Source organism: Aedoeadaptatus urinae (assembly GCF_900155585.1).
GTDB lineage: Bacteria > Bacillota > Clostridia > Tissierellales > Peptoniphilaceae > Aedoeadaptatus > Aedoeadaptatus urinae.
Genome location: NZ_LT707416.1, coordinates 201,730 through 215,973, shown reverse-complemented (window position 1 = coordinate 215,973; position 14,244 = coordinate 201,730). Strand labels below are relative to the sequence as shown.

Here is a 14,244-nt window from a genome sequence, read left to right as displayed (position 1 = left end):
AACCGGCGGATTTCGTCTGTTTTATGGACTTTCTCACCAAAAGTAATTGACTTAAACCACGGCAGTCTCTATAATATATAGAGTGTATTTAAAGAATAGGTCCTTTGGGCATTTTTTTATCCCTATGGAGGAGGTGTAACGATGAAAAGAACGTACCAACCGAAACGCAAACAAAGAAAAAGAGAACACGGTTTTCGTGCACGCATGAGAACTCGCGGCGGTCGCAAGGTTTTACGCGCTCGCAGAGCCAAAGGTAGAAAAAGACTTTCCGCTTAATCCATGGAAAAAAAGTACTTTCTTACGAAAGACGGCGATTTTAAAAAAGTATATAGAAAGAGAAAAACGTTCGGGAACAGAAATTTTACTCTTTACGTTAAAAAAAACGGCCTGGCCCATTCCAGGATGGGTTTTTCCATCAATAAGAAGGTGGGAAAGGCCGTTATTCGTAATAAAATAAAAAGACGATTAAAGGCGCTTTATACGGAGGTCTTCCCCCGCTTGACGCCCGGATACGATTACGTCATCGTCGTTAAAAATAATGTGGCGGATTTAGATTTTAAAACGATGAAATCGGCCTTTCACCATCTGTTCCGCGTATCGAAGTTTTTAAAAGGAGAAAAAAAGTCATGAAGAGTTTCGCTTTGGGATTCATTCGATTTTACCAAAAAATCATTTCTCCTTATTTCTTACCCGGTGCCCACTGTCGGTTTACACCTACATGCAGTGAATACGGCTACCAGGCTTTTTCAAAATACCCTTTTTTCAAAGCGCTTTATTTAACGGTAAGGCGTATTTTACGCTGCCACCCCTTTCACAGGGGCGGCTATGATCCACTTCCATAGATTAGGAGGAAGTTCAGTTGATTAACGCATTAGCGAGTTTTTTCGGCACGATCCTGCACGCGATTTATAATTTCGTCGCAAGCATCGGTTCCGAGCCGAAGGTCATTTCCTATTATGCGATTGCCATTATAATTACCACTCTGCTTTTCCGTTTGGCGCTCTTGCCTTTGAATTTATTCCAAACGAAAAACCAGTTAAAGATGGCGAAATTGCAGCCGGAAATGAAAAAAATCCAAAAGAAATACGAAAAAGACCCGCAGCTCTTGGCGCAAAAGCAGTCTCAGCTCTATAAGGAAGCCAAATTTAATCCTTTAAGCGGCTGTCTGCCCATGCTCGTTCAATTTCCCGTTCTCTTGGCATTCTATCGGATCTTTATGTTCCCGACGAAATTTGCCTTTACAAATCCGGAATTTTACGCGTCCATACAAAAGAATTTCTTTTTTATCCAAAGTCTGGATCATCCCGATCCGACAAAAATAGCCTTGCCGGTGATCGCAGCATTTTTTACCTGGCTATCTACTTACATCGTGCAAAAGAGCAACAAGGCGCCGTCGACGGAGTCGTCTGAGCAAATGATGCGTACCATGTCGATGATGATGCCGGTTATGATTTTTATGTTTGCGAGACGAATGGCGGCGGGTTTGGTCCTGTATTGGATCGTCGGTAGTATTTACACGGTTTTCCAACAATTTGTGAGCAACAAAATCATCGAAAAAGAAAAAGAAGCGGAGGCTTAGCATGAATTTCTCCATCCAATCGGCAAAAACGGTTGACGAGGCCGTAGAAAAGGCCCTTCTCGAGTTAAAAGCGACCCGGGACGAGGTCGACATCGAAGTTATTGAAGAGCCCTCCGGCGGTTTTTTAGGGCTGATTGGAGGCAAGGATGCTATTGTCAAAGTGAGAAGAAAAATGGACCACAGGGACATTGTGGATTCCATTTTAAAGGATGAAGAAATCGAATCCGTGCGCACGGTCTTAGATGAAAAGGCGAAGGAAGAAGCTGTCTTCGAATCGAGTGCGGAGGCGGAGGTCCCGGATGCCGACGAAGCCGCGGAGGAAGGTAGCGAGTCTACAACGGATGAGGCGGAAGAGCCGGCCTTCGAGTATTTAAGCGACGAGGAGCTGGAGGATTTAATCCGCGACTACATCGACCGCATTATGAGTGCCATGGAGCTGGCCTATACCTTGTCCGTGGATTTCAATGAAAATGAAATCGACGTTTCCATCGACGGCAAGAGAGAGGAAACGGGCATTATTATCGGCAAGCACGGATCCACCTTAAACGGCATCCAAATCGTCTTATCCGCCATGGTCAATCAACGAAGCGACGATTTCCGCCGCGTGATCGTCGATTGCAGCGGCTACAGAAAGCGGCGCGAGCAGGTATTGAAGCGCATCGCCGGCAAGACGGCCAACAAGGTTTTAAAGACAAATAAATCCATTAAATTGGAGCCGATGAATGCACAGGAAAGGCGCATTATTCACGCCTGCCTGGCCAATGTCGACGGCATTCGAACGCGAAGCGAGGGCAAGGAGCCCCATAGGCGCGTCGTCATTCATAAGGATACATCCCAGCCTTCATAGTCTCTATGAAGGCTTTTTTATAGGAAAGGTGACACTATGACTATTGCGGCTATCTCTACGGCAAAGTCTCCCGCGGGCATCGGCATCGTGCGCTTAAGCGGCGACGACGCTATTTCTTTAGCCGACGGTTTTTTTAAGAGCAAACAGGCTTTGACGGATCCGGCCAATGACCGCAAGCTTCTTTACGGTCACATCATCTCCGAAGGGGAAGTGGTAGATGAGGTTCTTGCCGTGGCTTTTCGCGGCCCCTTCAGCTATACCGGCGAGGACATGGTGGAGATTCAGGCCCATGGCAGTCGCGTCGGCCTGGAGCGGATTTTAAACTGCTTTATTTCCGCCGGGGCGGAGCCGGCGAAGCGGGGAGAATTTACGAAAATCGCCTTTTTAAACGGCAAGCTGGATTTAACGGAGGCCGAGGCCATTATCGATATGATCGAGGCGGAAAGCGTGTCGGCCCAGAAGCAGAGTGCCCGCCAGCTTACCGGCCATTTGTACCGCAAAATCGAGGGCTTCCGCAGCCGAATCAAGGATACCCTGGCCCATTTAGTGGCGGATATCGACTTTTCCACGGAGGAAGTGGAGCCCGTGGATATCAGCGCTCTGATTACCACCTGTGACGGCATTTTAATGGAGATGAAGGAGCTTGAAGGGACTTTTTCCCGCGGGAAAATGGTCCAAGAAGGCATTGCCACGGCCATTGTGGGCAAGCCCAATGTGGGCAAGAGCTCCTTTTTAAATCAGATGCTCAGGGAAGACAAGGCCATCGTCACGGATATTCCCGGCACCACTCGGGACGTGCTGGAGGCGTCTTACTCCCTCGACGGCATTCACCTTAGAATTCAGGATACGGCGGGAATTCGAAAAACCGACGATACCATCGAGCAAATCGGCATCGAGCGCGCCATGGCAAGCATCCGGGAAGCGGATCTGGTCATCGCCCTCTTCGACGCTTCCCGCCCCTTGGAGGATATGGATTTTGAAATCATGGAGCGGATCAAGGACAAGCGGGTGATCTGCCTCTTAAACAAGCAGGATCTGGGCGCGGTGTTGGATAAAAAGACCATGGAAGCCCACTTCCCCGGCGCCGTCATCGAGACCAGCTTTATTAAAGGCGAGGGCCTCGCTGCCGTAGAGGACTTGATTCAGTCCTGGTTTTTGTCCGGCACCATCGAGGAAGACGAGATTCAAATTTATTCCCTGCGGCACAAGATTCTCCTTTCGGAGGCGGTGGAATCCCTGGCCAAGGCGGTGGACGATATTCGTGCCGGAATCGGCTTGGATCTCGCCGAGGTGTATATCGAAGATGCCTTTTTGAAATTAGGGGAGATTACCGGTCAAACCGCCGGCGAAGAGGTCTTGGACCACGTCTTTTCTAAATTCTGTATTGGAAAATAAGGAGCGAAGATGAATTTTTTAGCGAAAAGCGTCGACATCGTCGTCGTCGGTGCCGGTCATGCCGGATGTGAAGCGGCGCTTGCGGCGGCGCGCATGGGCCATTCCGTAGCGATTCTCACCATTAATTTAAATGCCGTGGCGGCTATGAACTGCAATCCCAATGTGGGCGGCACGGGCAAGGGCCACTTGGTGCGGGAAATCGACGCCTTGGGCGGCGAGATCGGCCGTAATATCGACAAGACCTTTATTCAGTGCCGCATGCTGAATCGCTCCAAGGGGCCGGCGGTCCATTCGCTGCGGGCTCAGGCGGATAAGTGGGACTACCACGCCGCCATGAAGGAGACTTTAGAAAACACAAAAAATCTTTATCTAATTCAAGAGGAAGCCGTGGCTTTCAATATGGAAGACGGGGACGTTTGCGGCGTCGTCGGAAAGAGCGGCGCCATTTACCGGGCGAAGAAGACCATTCTGGCTACGGGGACTTATTTACGAGGCCGTGTTTTCATGGGCGAGGTCAATTACGCCTCCGGTCCCGACGGCATGCAGCCCGCCAACAAGCTCACCTCCGCCATCGAAGGCCTGGGGCTTGAGACCATGCGCATGAAGACCGGAACGCCGGCCCGAGTGCACCGGGACTCCATCGATTTTACGGGCATGGACGTGCAAAAGGGCGATGATGTCATTGTGCCCTTCTCCTTCTCGAATTTCGACGTGGATTACTCTGACAAGGAGCAAATCGACTGCTACTTAACCTATACGACGCCGGAATGTCACGAGATTATTCGCGAAAACATTCATCGCTCCGCCATGGCCATGGGGGACATCGAGGGCGTCGGGCCCCGCTACTGCCCCTCCATCGAAGACAAGGTGACCCGCTTTGCCGATCGGGACAAGCACCAGGTCTTTCTCGAGCCGGAGGGACTGCACACCAAGGAAATCTATGTTCAGGGTGTGTCCTCCTCCCTGCCTGTGGAGGTGCAAATGGCCCTTTACAAAAAAATCGAAGGGCTGGAGGCCTGTGAATTCATGCGCCCCGCCTATGCCATCGAATACGACGCCATCGACGCAACGAAACTAAGGCTGAGTCTACAGGTCACGGAGACGCCGAATCTCTACATGGCCGGGCAAATCAACGGCTCCAGCGGCTACGAGGAGGCGGCGGCTCAGGGGCTTATGGCGGGAATCAATGCGGCCCTCGCCGTTGAAGGCAAGGAGCCCCTTATCTTGGGCAGAGATCAGGCCTATATCGGCGTCTTAATCGACGATTTAGTCACCAAGGGCACCAGGGAGCCCTACCGCATGATGACGGCGCGGGCCGAGTACCGACTCACCCTGCGTCAGGACAATGCGGATCTGCGGCTGACGGAAATCGGACGGGCTGTGGGCCTCGTGGGAGACGAGCAATACGGAAAATTCGTCGAGCGCAGGGACGCCATCGAAAGGGAAAGGGCGCGCCTGGCAGCCATTCAAATCAATCCGACGAAGGAAAATTCCGACATATTAAACGCCATGGGCTCGGCCGTGCTTAAAAACGCCACGTCCCTTTTAAATCTTATGCAGCGCCCGGAGCTCACCTACGAACGACTGGCCGTCTTTGATCCCGACAGGCCGTCCCTTCCCCGCCACGTCATCGACGAGGTGGAGACGGACATTCGCTACAAGGGCTATATCGAAAAGCAGGCGGCGCAAATTCAGAAATTCCGAAAGATGGAAAATAAGCTTCTCTCCAAAGAGCTGGATTACGAAGCAATCGGCGGCCTTAGAAACGAAGCCAAGGAGAAGCTGTCGAAAATTCAGCCGGAATCCGTGGGACAGGCGAGCCGCATCAGCGGCGTGAGTCCGGCGGACATTAATGTCCTGTTGATTTATTTAGAGCAAAAGCATAGGGAGGAATCAAATGAATTGGCAGACGCGTGAGGATTATTTAAAGCAATTCCCCGTGGAGATTCCCTATAAGGCATTCGACCGCTACGGGGACATTCTCCTGGATTGGAACGAGCGCATGAACCTGACCCGCATCACCGACGAAGACGATATGATGGACAAGCACTTTATCGACTCTCTGACGCCCACCCTTCTCGACGCCTACGAGGGCACGGGAAAGATTTTGGACCTGGGCACCGGAGCGGGCTTTCCCGGCATGGTCCTCGCCATGGTATCGCCTCAGCGGGAGGTTCACTTAATGGACAGTTTAAATAAGCGGATCACCTTTTTGGATCACGTGGTAGACGAGCTGGGGCTTACCAATGTAAAGACCTTCCACGGCCGTGCCGAAGAGGCGGGACGGAGCAATAGATTCCGCGAGCAATACGGGCTGGTCATCTCCCGCGCCGTGGCGCGCCTGCCTATTTTGGCGGAGTATTGCCTGCCCTTCGTCTACCTGGGCGGCCAATTTGTCGCCATGAAGGGCGCCGAGGGCGTCGATGAAGTAGAGGAAGCGAAGCACGCCATCGATATTTTGGGCGGCAAGCTGGAAGAGGTCGCGGACCTCAAGCTTCCCGGCGGCGACGAGCGTCATCTTGTGGTCGTAAAAAAAGTGAAAACTACGCCGGCAAAATACCCCCGCGGCGGCGGTAAGCCGAGAAAGGATCCCCTGTAATCATGATTTTCTACATCCCGGCATTTATTTTTCTTCTCTACAATCTGTATAAACGTCGGAGCAAAACGACCCTGCTGCTCATCGTCCTCTGTATACTGAGCGCTGTAGCCTACATGGACGTCCCGTCTCTGTTTATAGAACCGATCCCGGCCGTCTTTCCCACCGTCGCCTTGATCTGTGTGCTCTACCTCAGCTTTTTGTCTTGGCGGGAATACAAGGTGGCTAAGATCAATTACCTAAAAGAGCGCCGCATGCGCCGCGAAAATGCCGCGACCTTAATAAAAGCCGAAGACGAGCACGAGCGCATCGTGATTAAGGATCGAAAGACGTCGGAGGAAAAGATCATCTATCTGAAGCGAGACGAAAAAAATGTTCCACGTGGAACAAATGCAGAAAGCGAAACAGAAAATAAAAATTGAGCGGAAATGTTCCACATGGAACACTCCGCTCTTTTTATTTGCCTTCCGGTTTGATACTATAGTTATGAAGGGAGTGGCGCTATGACGAGAAAAATTGCCGTATTTAATCAAAAGGGCGGCGTCGGCAAGACGACGACAGTAATTAATTTAGCCGATGCCTTGGCAAACAAGGGCTATCGCGTTTTAATTTTAGATTTGGATCCGCAGGGGAATGCCACCAGTGGACTGAACATCGATAAAGACAGAGACGAAATGATCTACGATTTTTTGCTGGGTGATGAGGGTGATTTCATCGTCCAGGTCAAGGAAGGCCTGGACATCATTCCCTCAGCTGCCACGCTGGCGGGAATCGAAATCGAATTTGCCCGCCGAGACGGATGGCAGACGGTTTTGAAGGAGGACATGGCCCAATTGGAAGGCTATGACTATATTGTGATGGACTGCCCGCCCTCCTTGGGGATTCTATCCATCCTGGCTCTGACGGCGGCGGACGGCATTTTGATTCCCGTGCAGTGCGAATACTACGCATTGGAAGGTCTCTCTCAGCTTATGGAATCCATTCAGCTGGTGCGCGGAGGCTTTAATCCGGGTTTGGAAATCGAAGGTGTCCTTCTCACCATGTACGACGGCCGCACGAATTTAAGTATGCAGGTCGTGGAAGAGGTAAAAAATTATTTCAAGGACGCGGTGTTCTCTACGGTGATTCCGAGGAATGTACGATTGGCGGAAGCCCCGTCCTACGGCATGAGCATTATAGATTACGATAAAAACAGCCGTGGCGCCAAGGCCTATGCCGCCCTGGCGGACGAGGTTGAAAAGAGGAGGTCCTGATGGAAAAGAAACGCGGTTTAGGTCGCGGGCTGGATAATTTTTTCGGCGCGCAACAGGAAGAAAATAAAGAAGCCGAGACCCTGGCTGTGGATGCTATTGAAACCAATCCCCATCAGCCGCGGAAATATTTTTCCGAGGAGAGCATCGATGAGTTGGCGGAGAGCATTCGGGCCGTCGGCGTTTTGCAGCCCCTCTTAATAAAAAAAGACGGCGATACGAATCTCTTAATCGCCGGGGAACGGCGCCTGAGGGCGGCGAAAAGGGCGGGCCTGAAAGAGGTGCCCGTGCGATTTATCGACGTTGATGAGGAAAAGGGCGACAGGATCTCCCTTATCGAGAACGTTCAGCGGGAGGATTTAAATCCCATGGAAGAGGCCGAGGCCTACGAGACCTTAAGGAAGAAGTATAAGTACACTCAGGAGAAGATCGCCGGCCTTGTGGGGAAATCACGCCCCTATATCGCCAACAGCCTGCGCCTTTTAAAGCTGGAGCCCGTGGTTAAGGAAATGCTTCGCAGGGAAGAGCTGTCCATCAGTCAGGGCAAGCTCCTTCTTTCCGTTAAGGACGGCAACGCGCAGATTAAACAGGCGAAGCGCATGGTGGATGAAGGCCAAACCATTGCCGAAAGCACGCAAAACACGAAAAAGTCGACGAAAAAGCGTCGCGACCACCAGGGCTATTACTCCTATCTTGAAAATGCCCTAATGGACGTTTTGGGCACGAAGACGGAAATCGTCGGCAATCACGAAAAGGGAAAAATCGTCATCGACTATTATTCCGAAGACGATTTAATGCGCCTTTGCGATCAAATTTTGGAGGACGACATCGATGGTTAGAGAGTACAGATACTTTGTCACCGACGCCTACACCGATCTTTCCTTTGTGGGAAATCCTTCGGGCATCGTTTTGACCGAAGGGAAAATGACCGATGAGGAAATGCTTAAGGCGGCGCGGGAATTAAAACACTCCGAGACCACCTGTGTTCGCCGCCTGGACAAGGATATTTATCACGTGCGCTATTTTTCTCCCGTATGCGAGGTATCTCTTTCCGGACACGCTGCCCTTGCCACATTTTGGACCTTGGCAGAGCTCGGCTATATCGACGGCCGCGAGGATAATCTTCGAATTCGCCAATATACCAAGGCCGGCGCCCTCCATGTGGATTTTCATTTTAATAACGGAGAGATACGCTTCGTGGATATCGAGCTGCCCAAAATGAAAATCGCCACCGAAGTGGAAGACGTGACCTCCGTCGCCGAAGCCTTTAAGTTGACAGAGGCGAGTATCGGCTGTGAGAAAGGCCTGAAGCCTGCGGTGATCGACGCGGGTATTAAGACCATGATTATTCCTCTGAATAGCCGCGACCTCCTACACACCATGGTGCCCAAGCGCCGGCGCATGGAAGAGCTCACGGAGAAATACGGCGCCCAGAGCTTCCATCTCTTCTATTACGACGGGGCTTCCGCCGTGGTTCAGCGTAACTTTTCCCCGGCCGTAGGCATTTGGGAAGAATCGGGCACCGGCACGGGGAGCGGCGCCATGTACTTTTATTTAAGGGAGAAAGGTCTCCTTGACGGCGAAAAAATCACCTGCTATCAAGGTGATGAAGTGGGACGGCCCTCGGAGATCGTTCTTAAGGAGAAGAATGGATCGATTTACGCCGGCGGCAAGGCCTGCGTCGTTATGGAAGGGATTATGCGCCTATGAAACTCGTGGACATGAGTCTAAACGACTATATTATAAAAGCACAGGACAAGAGCTCCGTTCCCGGAGGCGGCTCCGTGGCAGCCCTTTGCGGCGCCCTCGCCGCCTCTCTCGCCGCCATGGTCTTGAACCTTTCCGGCGCCGAGGAACAGGCGAAGGAATACGACATTTTTTCCAAGCAGCTGAGGGGAAATATCGACGACGACAGTACCTCCTTCGACGGCGTGTTGAAGGCCTTTCGCATGCCGAAGACCACGGAAGAAGAGAAAAAAGCCCGCCGCCTCGCCATCGAAGAAGGCTATAAAGAGGCCATCGAGGTGCCCATACTCACCATGCAGTGCTCCTATTTAATTATCCACACGCTGATAAAGCACGAGGCCTACATCGGCGACGAGGCCCTGAGTGATCTGTATTTAGCGGCGGATTTGGCCCTCACGGCCTTTAACGGCGCCAAGGACACGGCCGTGCTCAATATTGAGGCCTTAAAAGACGACGCCACTCGCGCCGTTTACGAGGATAAAATTGAAGATATAATAGAAAGAATGGCGGATGAATACGACCGCCTGCAGGCAACCTATCGGGCATGAAGACGCTGTTTATCTTGAATCCCCGCCTGAAGGAGGCGAAAAAGCGGGAAGTCGCTGAGGCCGCCTCCCGTTACTGGAAGGGTGATTACGACTTTGCCCGCGGAAATATTTGGGACTACGATGCCGATGCCTTGGCCGACTACGATCACTTTGTCGCCGTCGGCGGTGACGGCACGATCTTTGCCGCAGTGAACACCATGATGAAGACATGGGCGCGAAAGCTCACCATCGTGCCTGCGGGAAGCGGCAACGACTTTGCACGAAGCCTGGGTCTGAAGGGCGATTCCATCAATATATTGAAAGAAGCTCAAGCTACCGAGCCTCGGCCCATGGACCTGGGCAAGTGGAACGAGCACTACTTTATAAACATCGCCTCCGTGGGCTTCGATGCCGATGTCAACGCCAATAATAACGAAGGGCTGAAGCGCTTCGGCCCCTTCAGCTACACCCTGAGCGTCATTAAAACCCTGTTTACCTATAAGCCCAGGATCATAAAAAAAGAAGGCCTCGCCCTTCGGGAATGGACCCTCTTTACCATCGGAAACGGCGGCTATTACGGCGGCGGCTTTCCTATTTTTCCCAATGCCAGCCCCTTTTCCGGGGAGTTGCTCTTTTTGGGGGCGGGAAAGAGCCGGCTGAAGCACATTTTACCCTTCTTGCTCTGCCTCTTTATGGGAAAAGACCAGCTTTGGAAGAAGGATATGGTGCGGGCGTCCCTTCGCTTTATGGATTTTAATTTAATCGACGAGGTCAATGTGAATCTGGACGGGGAAAATTTTCGGGAAAAAGGTCCCGTTCACGTACGGATCCTGCCGAGAGAGATCCTCTATTTAGGGCCGGTGAACAAGTAAGTTCGCGGGCTCCGTTGGATTTCATTTTAAGCCGCGGCCCGTGGAGCATTACAATAAAAAACATCCCTATTCAAGAGAACAGGGCTGTTGTCATTTAACGGTCGAAGGTGCGCCGATAGCCGGCGCGCTCCGCTTCCATGGCGTTTTCGAAATAGATCGTGTTTTTGGGCGACAGCTTATCGTAGGACTCGTCCGCAGGCAGGTGGTAGACCTTGCTTCTTTTGTTTCCCTTGGCCGGGCCTTCCCTTCCCTCCACGGCCCAAATGCCTCGCACGTGATCCATGGCGACGAGCTCCGCTTTATGGAGCAGGGATTGGTACCTGGTATTGGGCTCGATGGCCCGCTCCCGGGCATAGCCCGATGCCACCAATCGGTAGTTAAAGAGGATTTCCTCCTTGGGCTTGTCGCTGACCCGGGGATCCTCCGTCCAAATATAGGCTAGGGTGCGGCCGTAGCGGTCCTCCTTTTCCTCGTCGTATTCTAAAAAGACGGCCTTTCCCGTCAGGGCCTTTTTCGAAAAATCCGAGGCCTCCTTGCCCCAAGGCTCCACCCGGCCTCGGGGCTTCACGGTCTCCGGCGTGTCCACGCCGATCAGGCGCACTCGGGTGTCGGCGCCGTCGTCGATGATTAAGGTGTCGCCGTCCACCACCCGCTTCACTATGACGCCGGCGGTGTCTTTCGGCGAATCCAGGCCCTCTTTGGCGGTAAAGGTCGCCGCCAGGGCCAGCACAATCAGTATCAATGCTCGCAAATGTTTGTTTAAATGTTTCATATCCTCAGTATAACAGAAAGAAGGAGAGCCATGGCCATTCAAATTTTCGGCACGAAGAAATCCAATGACACAAAAAAAGCCCTGCGCTTTTTTAAAGAGCGGGGCATAAAATTTCAATTTATTGATTTAAATGAGGTGGAAATGTCGTGGGGCGAATTCGATTCCATTACCGCCTCCATCGGCGGATTGGACGCCTGGATCGACGAAAATTCCAAAGACGCCGACGGTCTGGCCTATGTGAAGTACGCCACGGAAGATAGCAAGGAGGCCTACATTATCGACCACCCCAGCGTGATGAAGCTCCCCATCGTCAGGAGCAAGAAGCGGGCGGTGCTGGGCCATGCACCGGAAGTATGGAAGAAATGGGCGGAGGAAGAAAAGTAATTGAGGTGCGCGAGGAGCGCATCTTTTTTGTTGCGGAAAAATGCATCAGGTGCGTATGGCGGGATCCATGTGAAGGATAAGAAAAGACACGACGAGAAAGGCTGCCGAAAGCCAAATGGTTCTCAGCTCTAAAATAGGGAAGAAGCTTCCGCCGATAAAGGCGCCGAGAAAAAAGACACACACGATAAATAAGACGGTGCGGCTCGCTTCCTTGTGGGCGGCGCCCTTCGTGTGGTGGTAGCCCGCCAGATTGTGCATAATGGTGCGCACATTGCCCACGCACATGGTGGTGGCGGCGTTAATGTCGGCGAATTTTCTGAAGGTGTTTACCTGCATGCCGCAGGAGAAGGCCATCATACTGTTGGCGATGCTGTCCAGCTCTTTCGAAAGAAAGCCCACGATGACGAGAATAATGATCTCCGCGGCCAGGATGCGCTGCTTAAAGTGCAGGCCTATGTGCCGTTTTTCGGCAAAGGCTATCCGGCCCGAGACATAGACCCCAAGCGCAAAGGATGCGATTTGAATAAAGTAGCGGAGCATGGCGGGGAAATTTCCCTCGGCCAAGTTAAAGGCCATGAGCACCACGTTCCCCGTCAGGGCGTTGACGAAGACCTTGCCCCTGAGGGCGTAGGAATAGCCGTCCTGCAGGCCCCCGGCCAAGGTGAGAAAGGTGGCGAAGAGCAGAGATTCGGACCAAGCTTTATTTTTCATAGAGCGCCCTCATTCGTTCGATCAAATTTTCGTAAATGGGCAGCATATGGGCCTCGGAGACGAAGGTGTCCAGCTCACTTATCGGCACCCATTTGCGATTTTCATTAGCTTCAAACAGCGTGTCGTCCTCGTGGCCCAAAAAGCCGTAGCAGAAATTAATGTGGAAGTGGCTGTCCACGGCCTCTCCCTTGCGCTCGTGGGCCGCAACGGGCATAAGCTCCATGGCCAGGGGCTTCTCACTTAAAGGCTTGACATAGCGTATGCTCGTCTCCTCGTAAAGCTCCCGCAGGGCGGAGTAAAAGAGCGCCTCCCCGTCCTCCACGTGGCCCCCGGGCCAGGAGAAGGATTTGTAAATCGGATGGTAGATCATTAAAAGCTTGTCGGCGTCGAAATCCATGACCATGGACGAGGTGGTGTAGTGGTAGGGCGCGCCTCGGTCCGCGGCGATAAGGGCGGGGTTCAGCTGCAGCAAATGCTCCCTGTCCTCGGCCTCCTCTTTATTTTTCGGTTCGTAGGCTTCAATCCATTCCATAAATTACCTCCAGTGCCGGCGAAAAAGCCGACGGTACGGCATAAAGGCCTTTCAGCTCCTCTGCCGTAGCCCAAATGCGTTCGTCCTCCGCGGCAAACAGGGCGTCGACCCTTGCGTAATAAACCCACACATTCCAAATTCTGTGGCTGAAGACGTGGCGATAGGCGGCCACCCTCTCGGCGGAGGGGGCGGCGAAATTTTCCTCCGCCAGCACCTTCAGCACATCCTCCTCTTTTATATGGCCCTTCACCATGGGAAAGCCCCACATGGATGCCAAAAGTCCCCTCGGCCGCTTCTCGATTAAATAGCGACCGCCGAGATCCACCAGAAGCAGAGTCAGATCCTCTTCCCTCTGTTTTTTCTTCGGCGTGCGCTTCGGGTAGTCCTCGGCGCAATTTGCCTCATAGGCCGCGCAATCACCCCGAAGCGGACAGCGGTCACAGGCGGGGGATGTGGGGGTGCAGATTTTGTTGCCCAGATCCATCATGGCCTGATTAAAATCTCCGGGCCGCTCCGCGGAAATATCCTTATTGGCCAGCTCGAAAATCCGCCGCTTCCCCGCCGCCTTGTCGATGCTCTCGTCGATCCTATAGAGGCGGCTGTAAATGCGCAGCAGGTTTCCGTCCACCGCCGCCACCGGCTCCTTATAGGCGATGGATGCAATGGCCGCCGCCGTGTAATCGCCGATGCCCGGAAGGGCCTTTAAGCCCTCGAAGTCCCCGGGCATGCCTTCCCGGGCCACGATTTCCGCCGCCTGCTTTAAATGCTTCGCCCGGCGATAATAGTCCAGGCCTTGCCAATGCTTTAAAAGGGCCTCCTCCGATGCCTGCGCCAGGGCCTCCGCCGTGGGAAAGCTCGCCATAAAGCGCTCGTAATATGGAATCACCGTCGCCGCCTGAGTTTGCTGAAGCATCATTTCAGACACCCAAATGGCGTAAGGGTCCGCAGTTTTTCGCCAAGGCAGTCCCCGATCCTCGGGGGCGTACCAATTTAAAATTTTCTTCGAAATACACATGAACCTATTATAACAAAA

Annotated in this window: 19 protein-coding genes; 15 read left to right on the top strand and 4 right to left on the bottom strand. The window is 52.6% G+C overall.

Annotation, left to right across the window (positions count from 1 at the left end; translation table 11 throughout):
• Nucleotides 1–141: 141 nt before the first annotated feature.
• From rpmH to BQ7397_RS01805, 14 genes are all read left to right on the top strand, one after another.
• Nucleotides 142–276, top strand: coding sequence for a 50S ribosomal protein L34 (gene rpmH / locus BQ7397_RS01870; protein ID WP_077074495.1), 135 nt, complete (start codon nucleotides 142–144; stop codon nucleotides 274–276).
• 3 nt (nucleotides 277–279) lie between these two features.
• Nucleotides 280–630 (top strand): ribonuclease P protein component, encoded by a 351-nt coding sequence (rnpA, locus tag BQ7397_RS01865; protein ID WP_077074494.1) that lies wholly within the window; start codon nucleotides 280–282, stop codon nucleotides 628–630.
• Nucleotides 627–842 carry a membrane protein insertion efficiency factor YidD gene (gene yidD, locus BQ7397_RS01860; RefSeq protein ID WP_077074493.1) on the top strand — a complete coding sequence of 72 codons (216 nt, stop codon included), beginning with the start codon at nucleotides 627–629 and terminating at the stop codon, nucleotides 840–842. The genes rnpA and yidD overlap by 4 nt, the downstream gene beginning before the upstream one ends.
• Before the next feature lie 17 nt (nucleotides 843–859).
• A complete protein-coding gene (locus BQ7397_RS01855; protein WP_077074492.1) occupies nucleotides 860–1,579 on the top strand; it encodes a YidC/Oxa1 family membrane protein insertase in 720 nt (239 codons plus the stop codon).
• A gap of 1 nt (nucleotide 1,580) precedes the next feature.
• Nucleotides 1,581–2,426, top strand: a complete 846-nt coding sequence (jag, locus tag BQ7397_RS01850; RefSeq protein ID WP_077074491.1) for an RNA-binding cell elongation regulator Jag/EloR — start codon at nucleotides 1,581–1,583, stop codon at nucleotides 2,424–2,426.
• A gap of 36 nt (nucleotides 2,427–2,462) precedes the next feature.
• Nucleotides 2,463–3,821: a tRNA uridine-5-carboxymethylaminomethyl(34) synthesis GTPase MnmE gene (gene mnmE, locus BQ7397_RS01845; protein ID WP_077074490.1), complete on the top strand. Its 1,359-nt coding sequence runs from the start codon at nucleotides 2,463–2,465 to the stop codon at nucleotides 3,819–3,821.
• Between the two features lie 9 nt (nucleotides 3,822–3,830).
• Nucleotides 3,831–5,738 (top strand): tRNA uridine-5-carboxymethylaminomethyl(34) synthesis enzyme MnmG, encoded by a 1,908-nt coding sequence (gene mnmG, locus BQ7397_RS01840; RefSeq protein WP_077074489.1) that lies wholly within the window; start codon nucleotides 3,831–3,833, stop codon nucleotides 5,736–5,738.
• Complete coding sequence (gene rsmG / locus BQ7397_RS01835) at nucleotides 5,719–6,420, top strand: 16S rRNA (guanine(527)-N(7))-methyltransferase RsmG (protein WP_077074488.1); 702 nt, start codon at nucleotides 5,719–5,721, stop codon at nucleotides 6,418–6,420. The genes mnmG and rsmG overlap by 20 nt, the downstream gene beginning before the upstream one ends.
• 2 nt (nucleotides 6,421–6,422) lie before the next feature.
• Nucleotides 6,423–6,839 carry a hypothetical protein gene (locus BQ7397_RS01830; protein WP_077074487.1) on the top strand — a complete coding sequence of 139 codons (417 nt, stop codon included), beginning with the start codon at nucleotides 6,423–6,425 and terminating at the stop codon, nucleotides 6,837–6,839.
• 81 nt (nucleotides 6,840–6,920) lie between these two features.
• A complete protein-coding gene (locus tag BQ7397_RS01825) occupies nucleotides 6,921–7,670 on the top strand; it encodes a ParA family protein (protein ID WP_077074486.1) in 750 nt (249 codons plus the stop codon).
• The gene (locus BQ7397_RS01820) at nucleotides 7,670–8,506 is read left to right on the top strand and encodes a ParB/RepB/Spo0J family partition protein (protein ID WP_077074485.1); all 837 of its coding nucleotides are present in this window, start codon (nucleotides 7,670–7,672) and stop codon (nucleotides 8,504–8,506) included. Before BQ7397_RS01825 ends, BQ7397_RS01820 begins: the two co-directional genes overlap by 1 nt.
• Entirely contained in the window at nucleotides 8,499–9,377 is an 879-nt protein-coding gene (locus tag BQ7397_RS01815) for a PhzF family phenazine biosynthesis protein (protein ID WP_077074484.1), read from the top strand. Before BQ7397_RS01820 ends, BQ7397_RS01815 begins: the two co-directional genes overlap by 8 nt.
• The gene (locus tag BQ7397_RS01810; RefSeq protein WP_077074483.1) at nucleotides 9,374–9,961 is read left to right on the top strand and encodes a cyclodeaminase/cyclohydrolase family protein; all 588 of its coding nucleotides are present in this window, start codon (nucleotides 9,374–9,376) and stop codon (nucleotides 9,959–9,961) included. Before BQ7397_RS01815 ends, BQ7397_RS01810 begins: the two co-directional genes overlap by 4 nt.
• Nucleotides 9,958–10,812, top strand: coding sequence for a diacylglycerol/lipid kinase family protein (locus BQ7397_RS01805; protein ID WP_077074482.1), 855 nt, complete (start codon nucleotides 9,958–9,960; stop codon nucleotides 10,810–10,812). Before BQ7397_RS01810 ends, BQ7397_RS01805 begins: the two co-directional genes overlap by 4 nt.
• A gap of 94 nt (nucleotides 10,813–10,906) precedes the next feature.
• On the opposite strand, the gene BQ7397_RS01800 is transcribed toward BQ7397_RS01805, so the two are convergent.
• Nucleotides 10,907–11,584 carry a thermonuclease family protein gene (locus BQ7397_RS01800; RefSeq protein WP_083703363.1) on the bottom strand — a complete coding sequence of 226 codons (678 nt, stop codon included), beginning with the start codon at nucleotides 11,582–11,584 and terminating at the stop codon, nucleotides 10,907–10,909.
• 30 nt (nucleotides 11,585–11,614) lie between these two features.
• Between BQ7397_RS01800 and BQ7397_RS01795 the strand changes: the two genes are divergently transcribed.
• On the top strand, nucleotides 11,615–11,968 hold the full coding sequence (locus BQ7397_RS01795) for an arsenate reductase family protein (protein ID WP_077074480.1): 354 nt from the start codon (nucleotides 11,615–11,617) through the stop codon (nucleotides 11,966–11,968).
• Between the two features lie 45 nt (nucleotides 11,969–12,013).
• Here the strand turns inward: BQ7397_RS01795 and BQ7397_RS01790 are convergent, their stop codons facing one another.
• Genes BQ7397_RS01790 through mutY form a run of 3 tightly spaced genes read right to left on the bottom strand, consistent with a single transcriptional unit; the run spans nucleotide 12,014 to nucleotide 14,226 of the window.
• A complete protein-coding gene (locus tag BQ7397_RS01790; protein WP_077074479.1) occupies nucleotides 12,014–12,679 on the bottom strand; it encodes a YoaK family protein in 666 nt (221 codons plus the stop codon).
• Nucleotides 12,669–13,211, bottom strand: a complete 543-nt coding sequence (locus BQ7397_RS01785; RefSeq protein ID WP_077074478.1) for an NUDIX hydrolase — start codon at nucleotides 13,209–13,211, stop codon at nucleotides 12,669–12,671. Before BQ7397_RS01785 ends, BQ7397_RS01790 begins: the two co-directional genes overlap by 11 nt.
• Nucleotides 13,198–14,226: an A/G-specific adenine glycosylase gene (mutY, locus tag BQ7397_RS01780; protein WP_077074477.1), complete on the bottom strand. Its 1,029-nt coding sequence runs from the start codon at nucleotides 14,224–14,226 to the stop codon at nucleotides 13,198–13,200. The genes BQ7397_RS01785 and mutY overlap by 14 nt, the downstream gene beginning before the upstream one ends.
• Nucleotides 14,227–14,244: the final 18 nt, after the last annotated feature.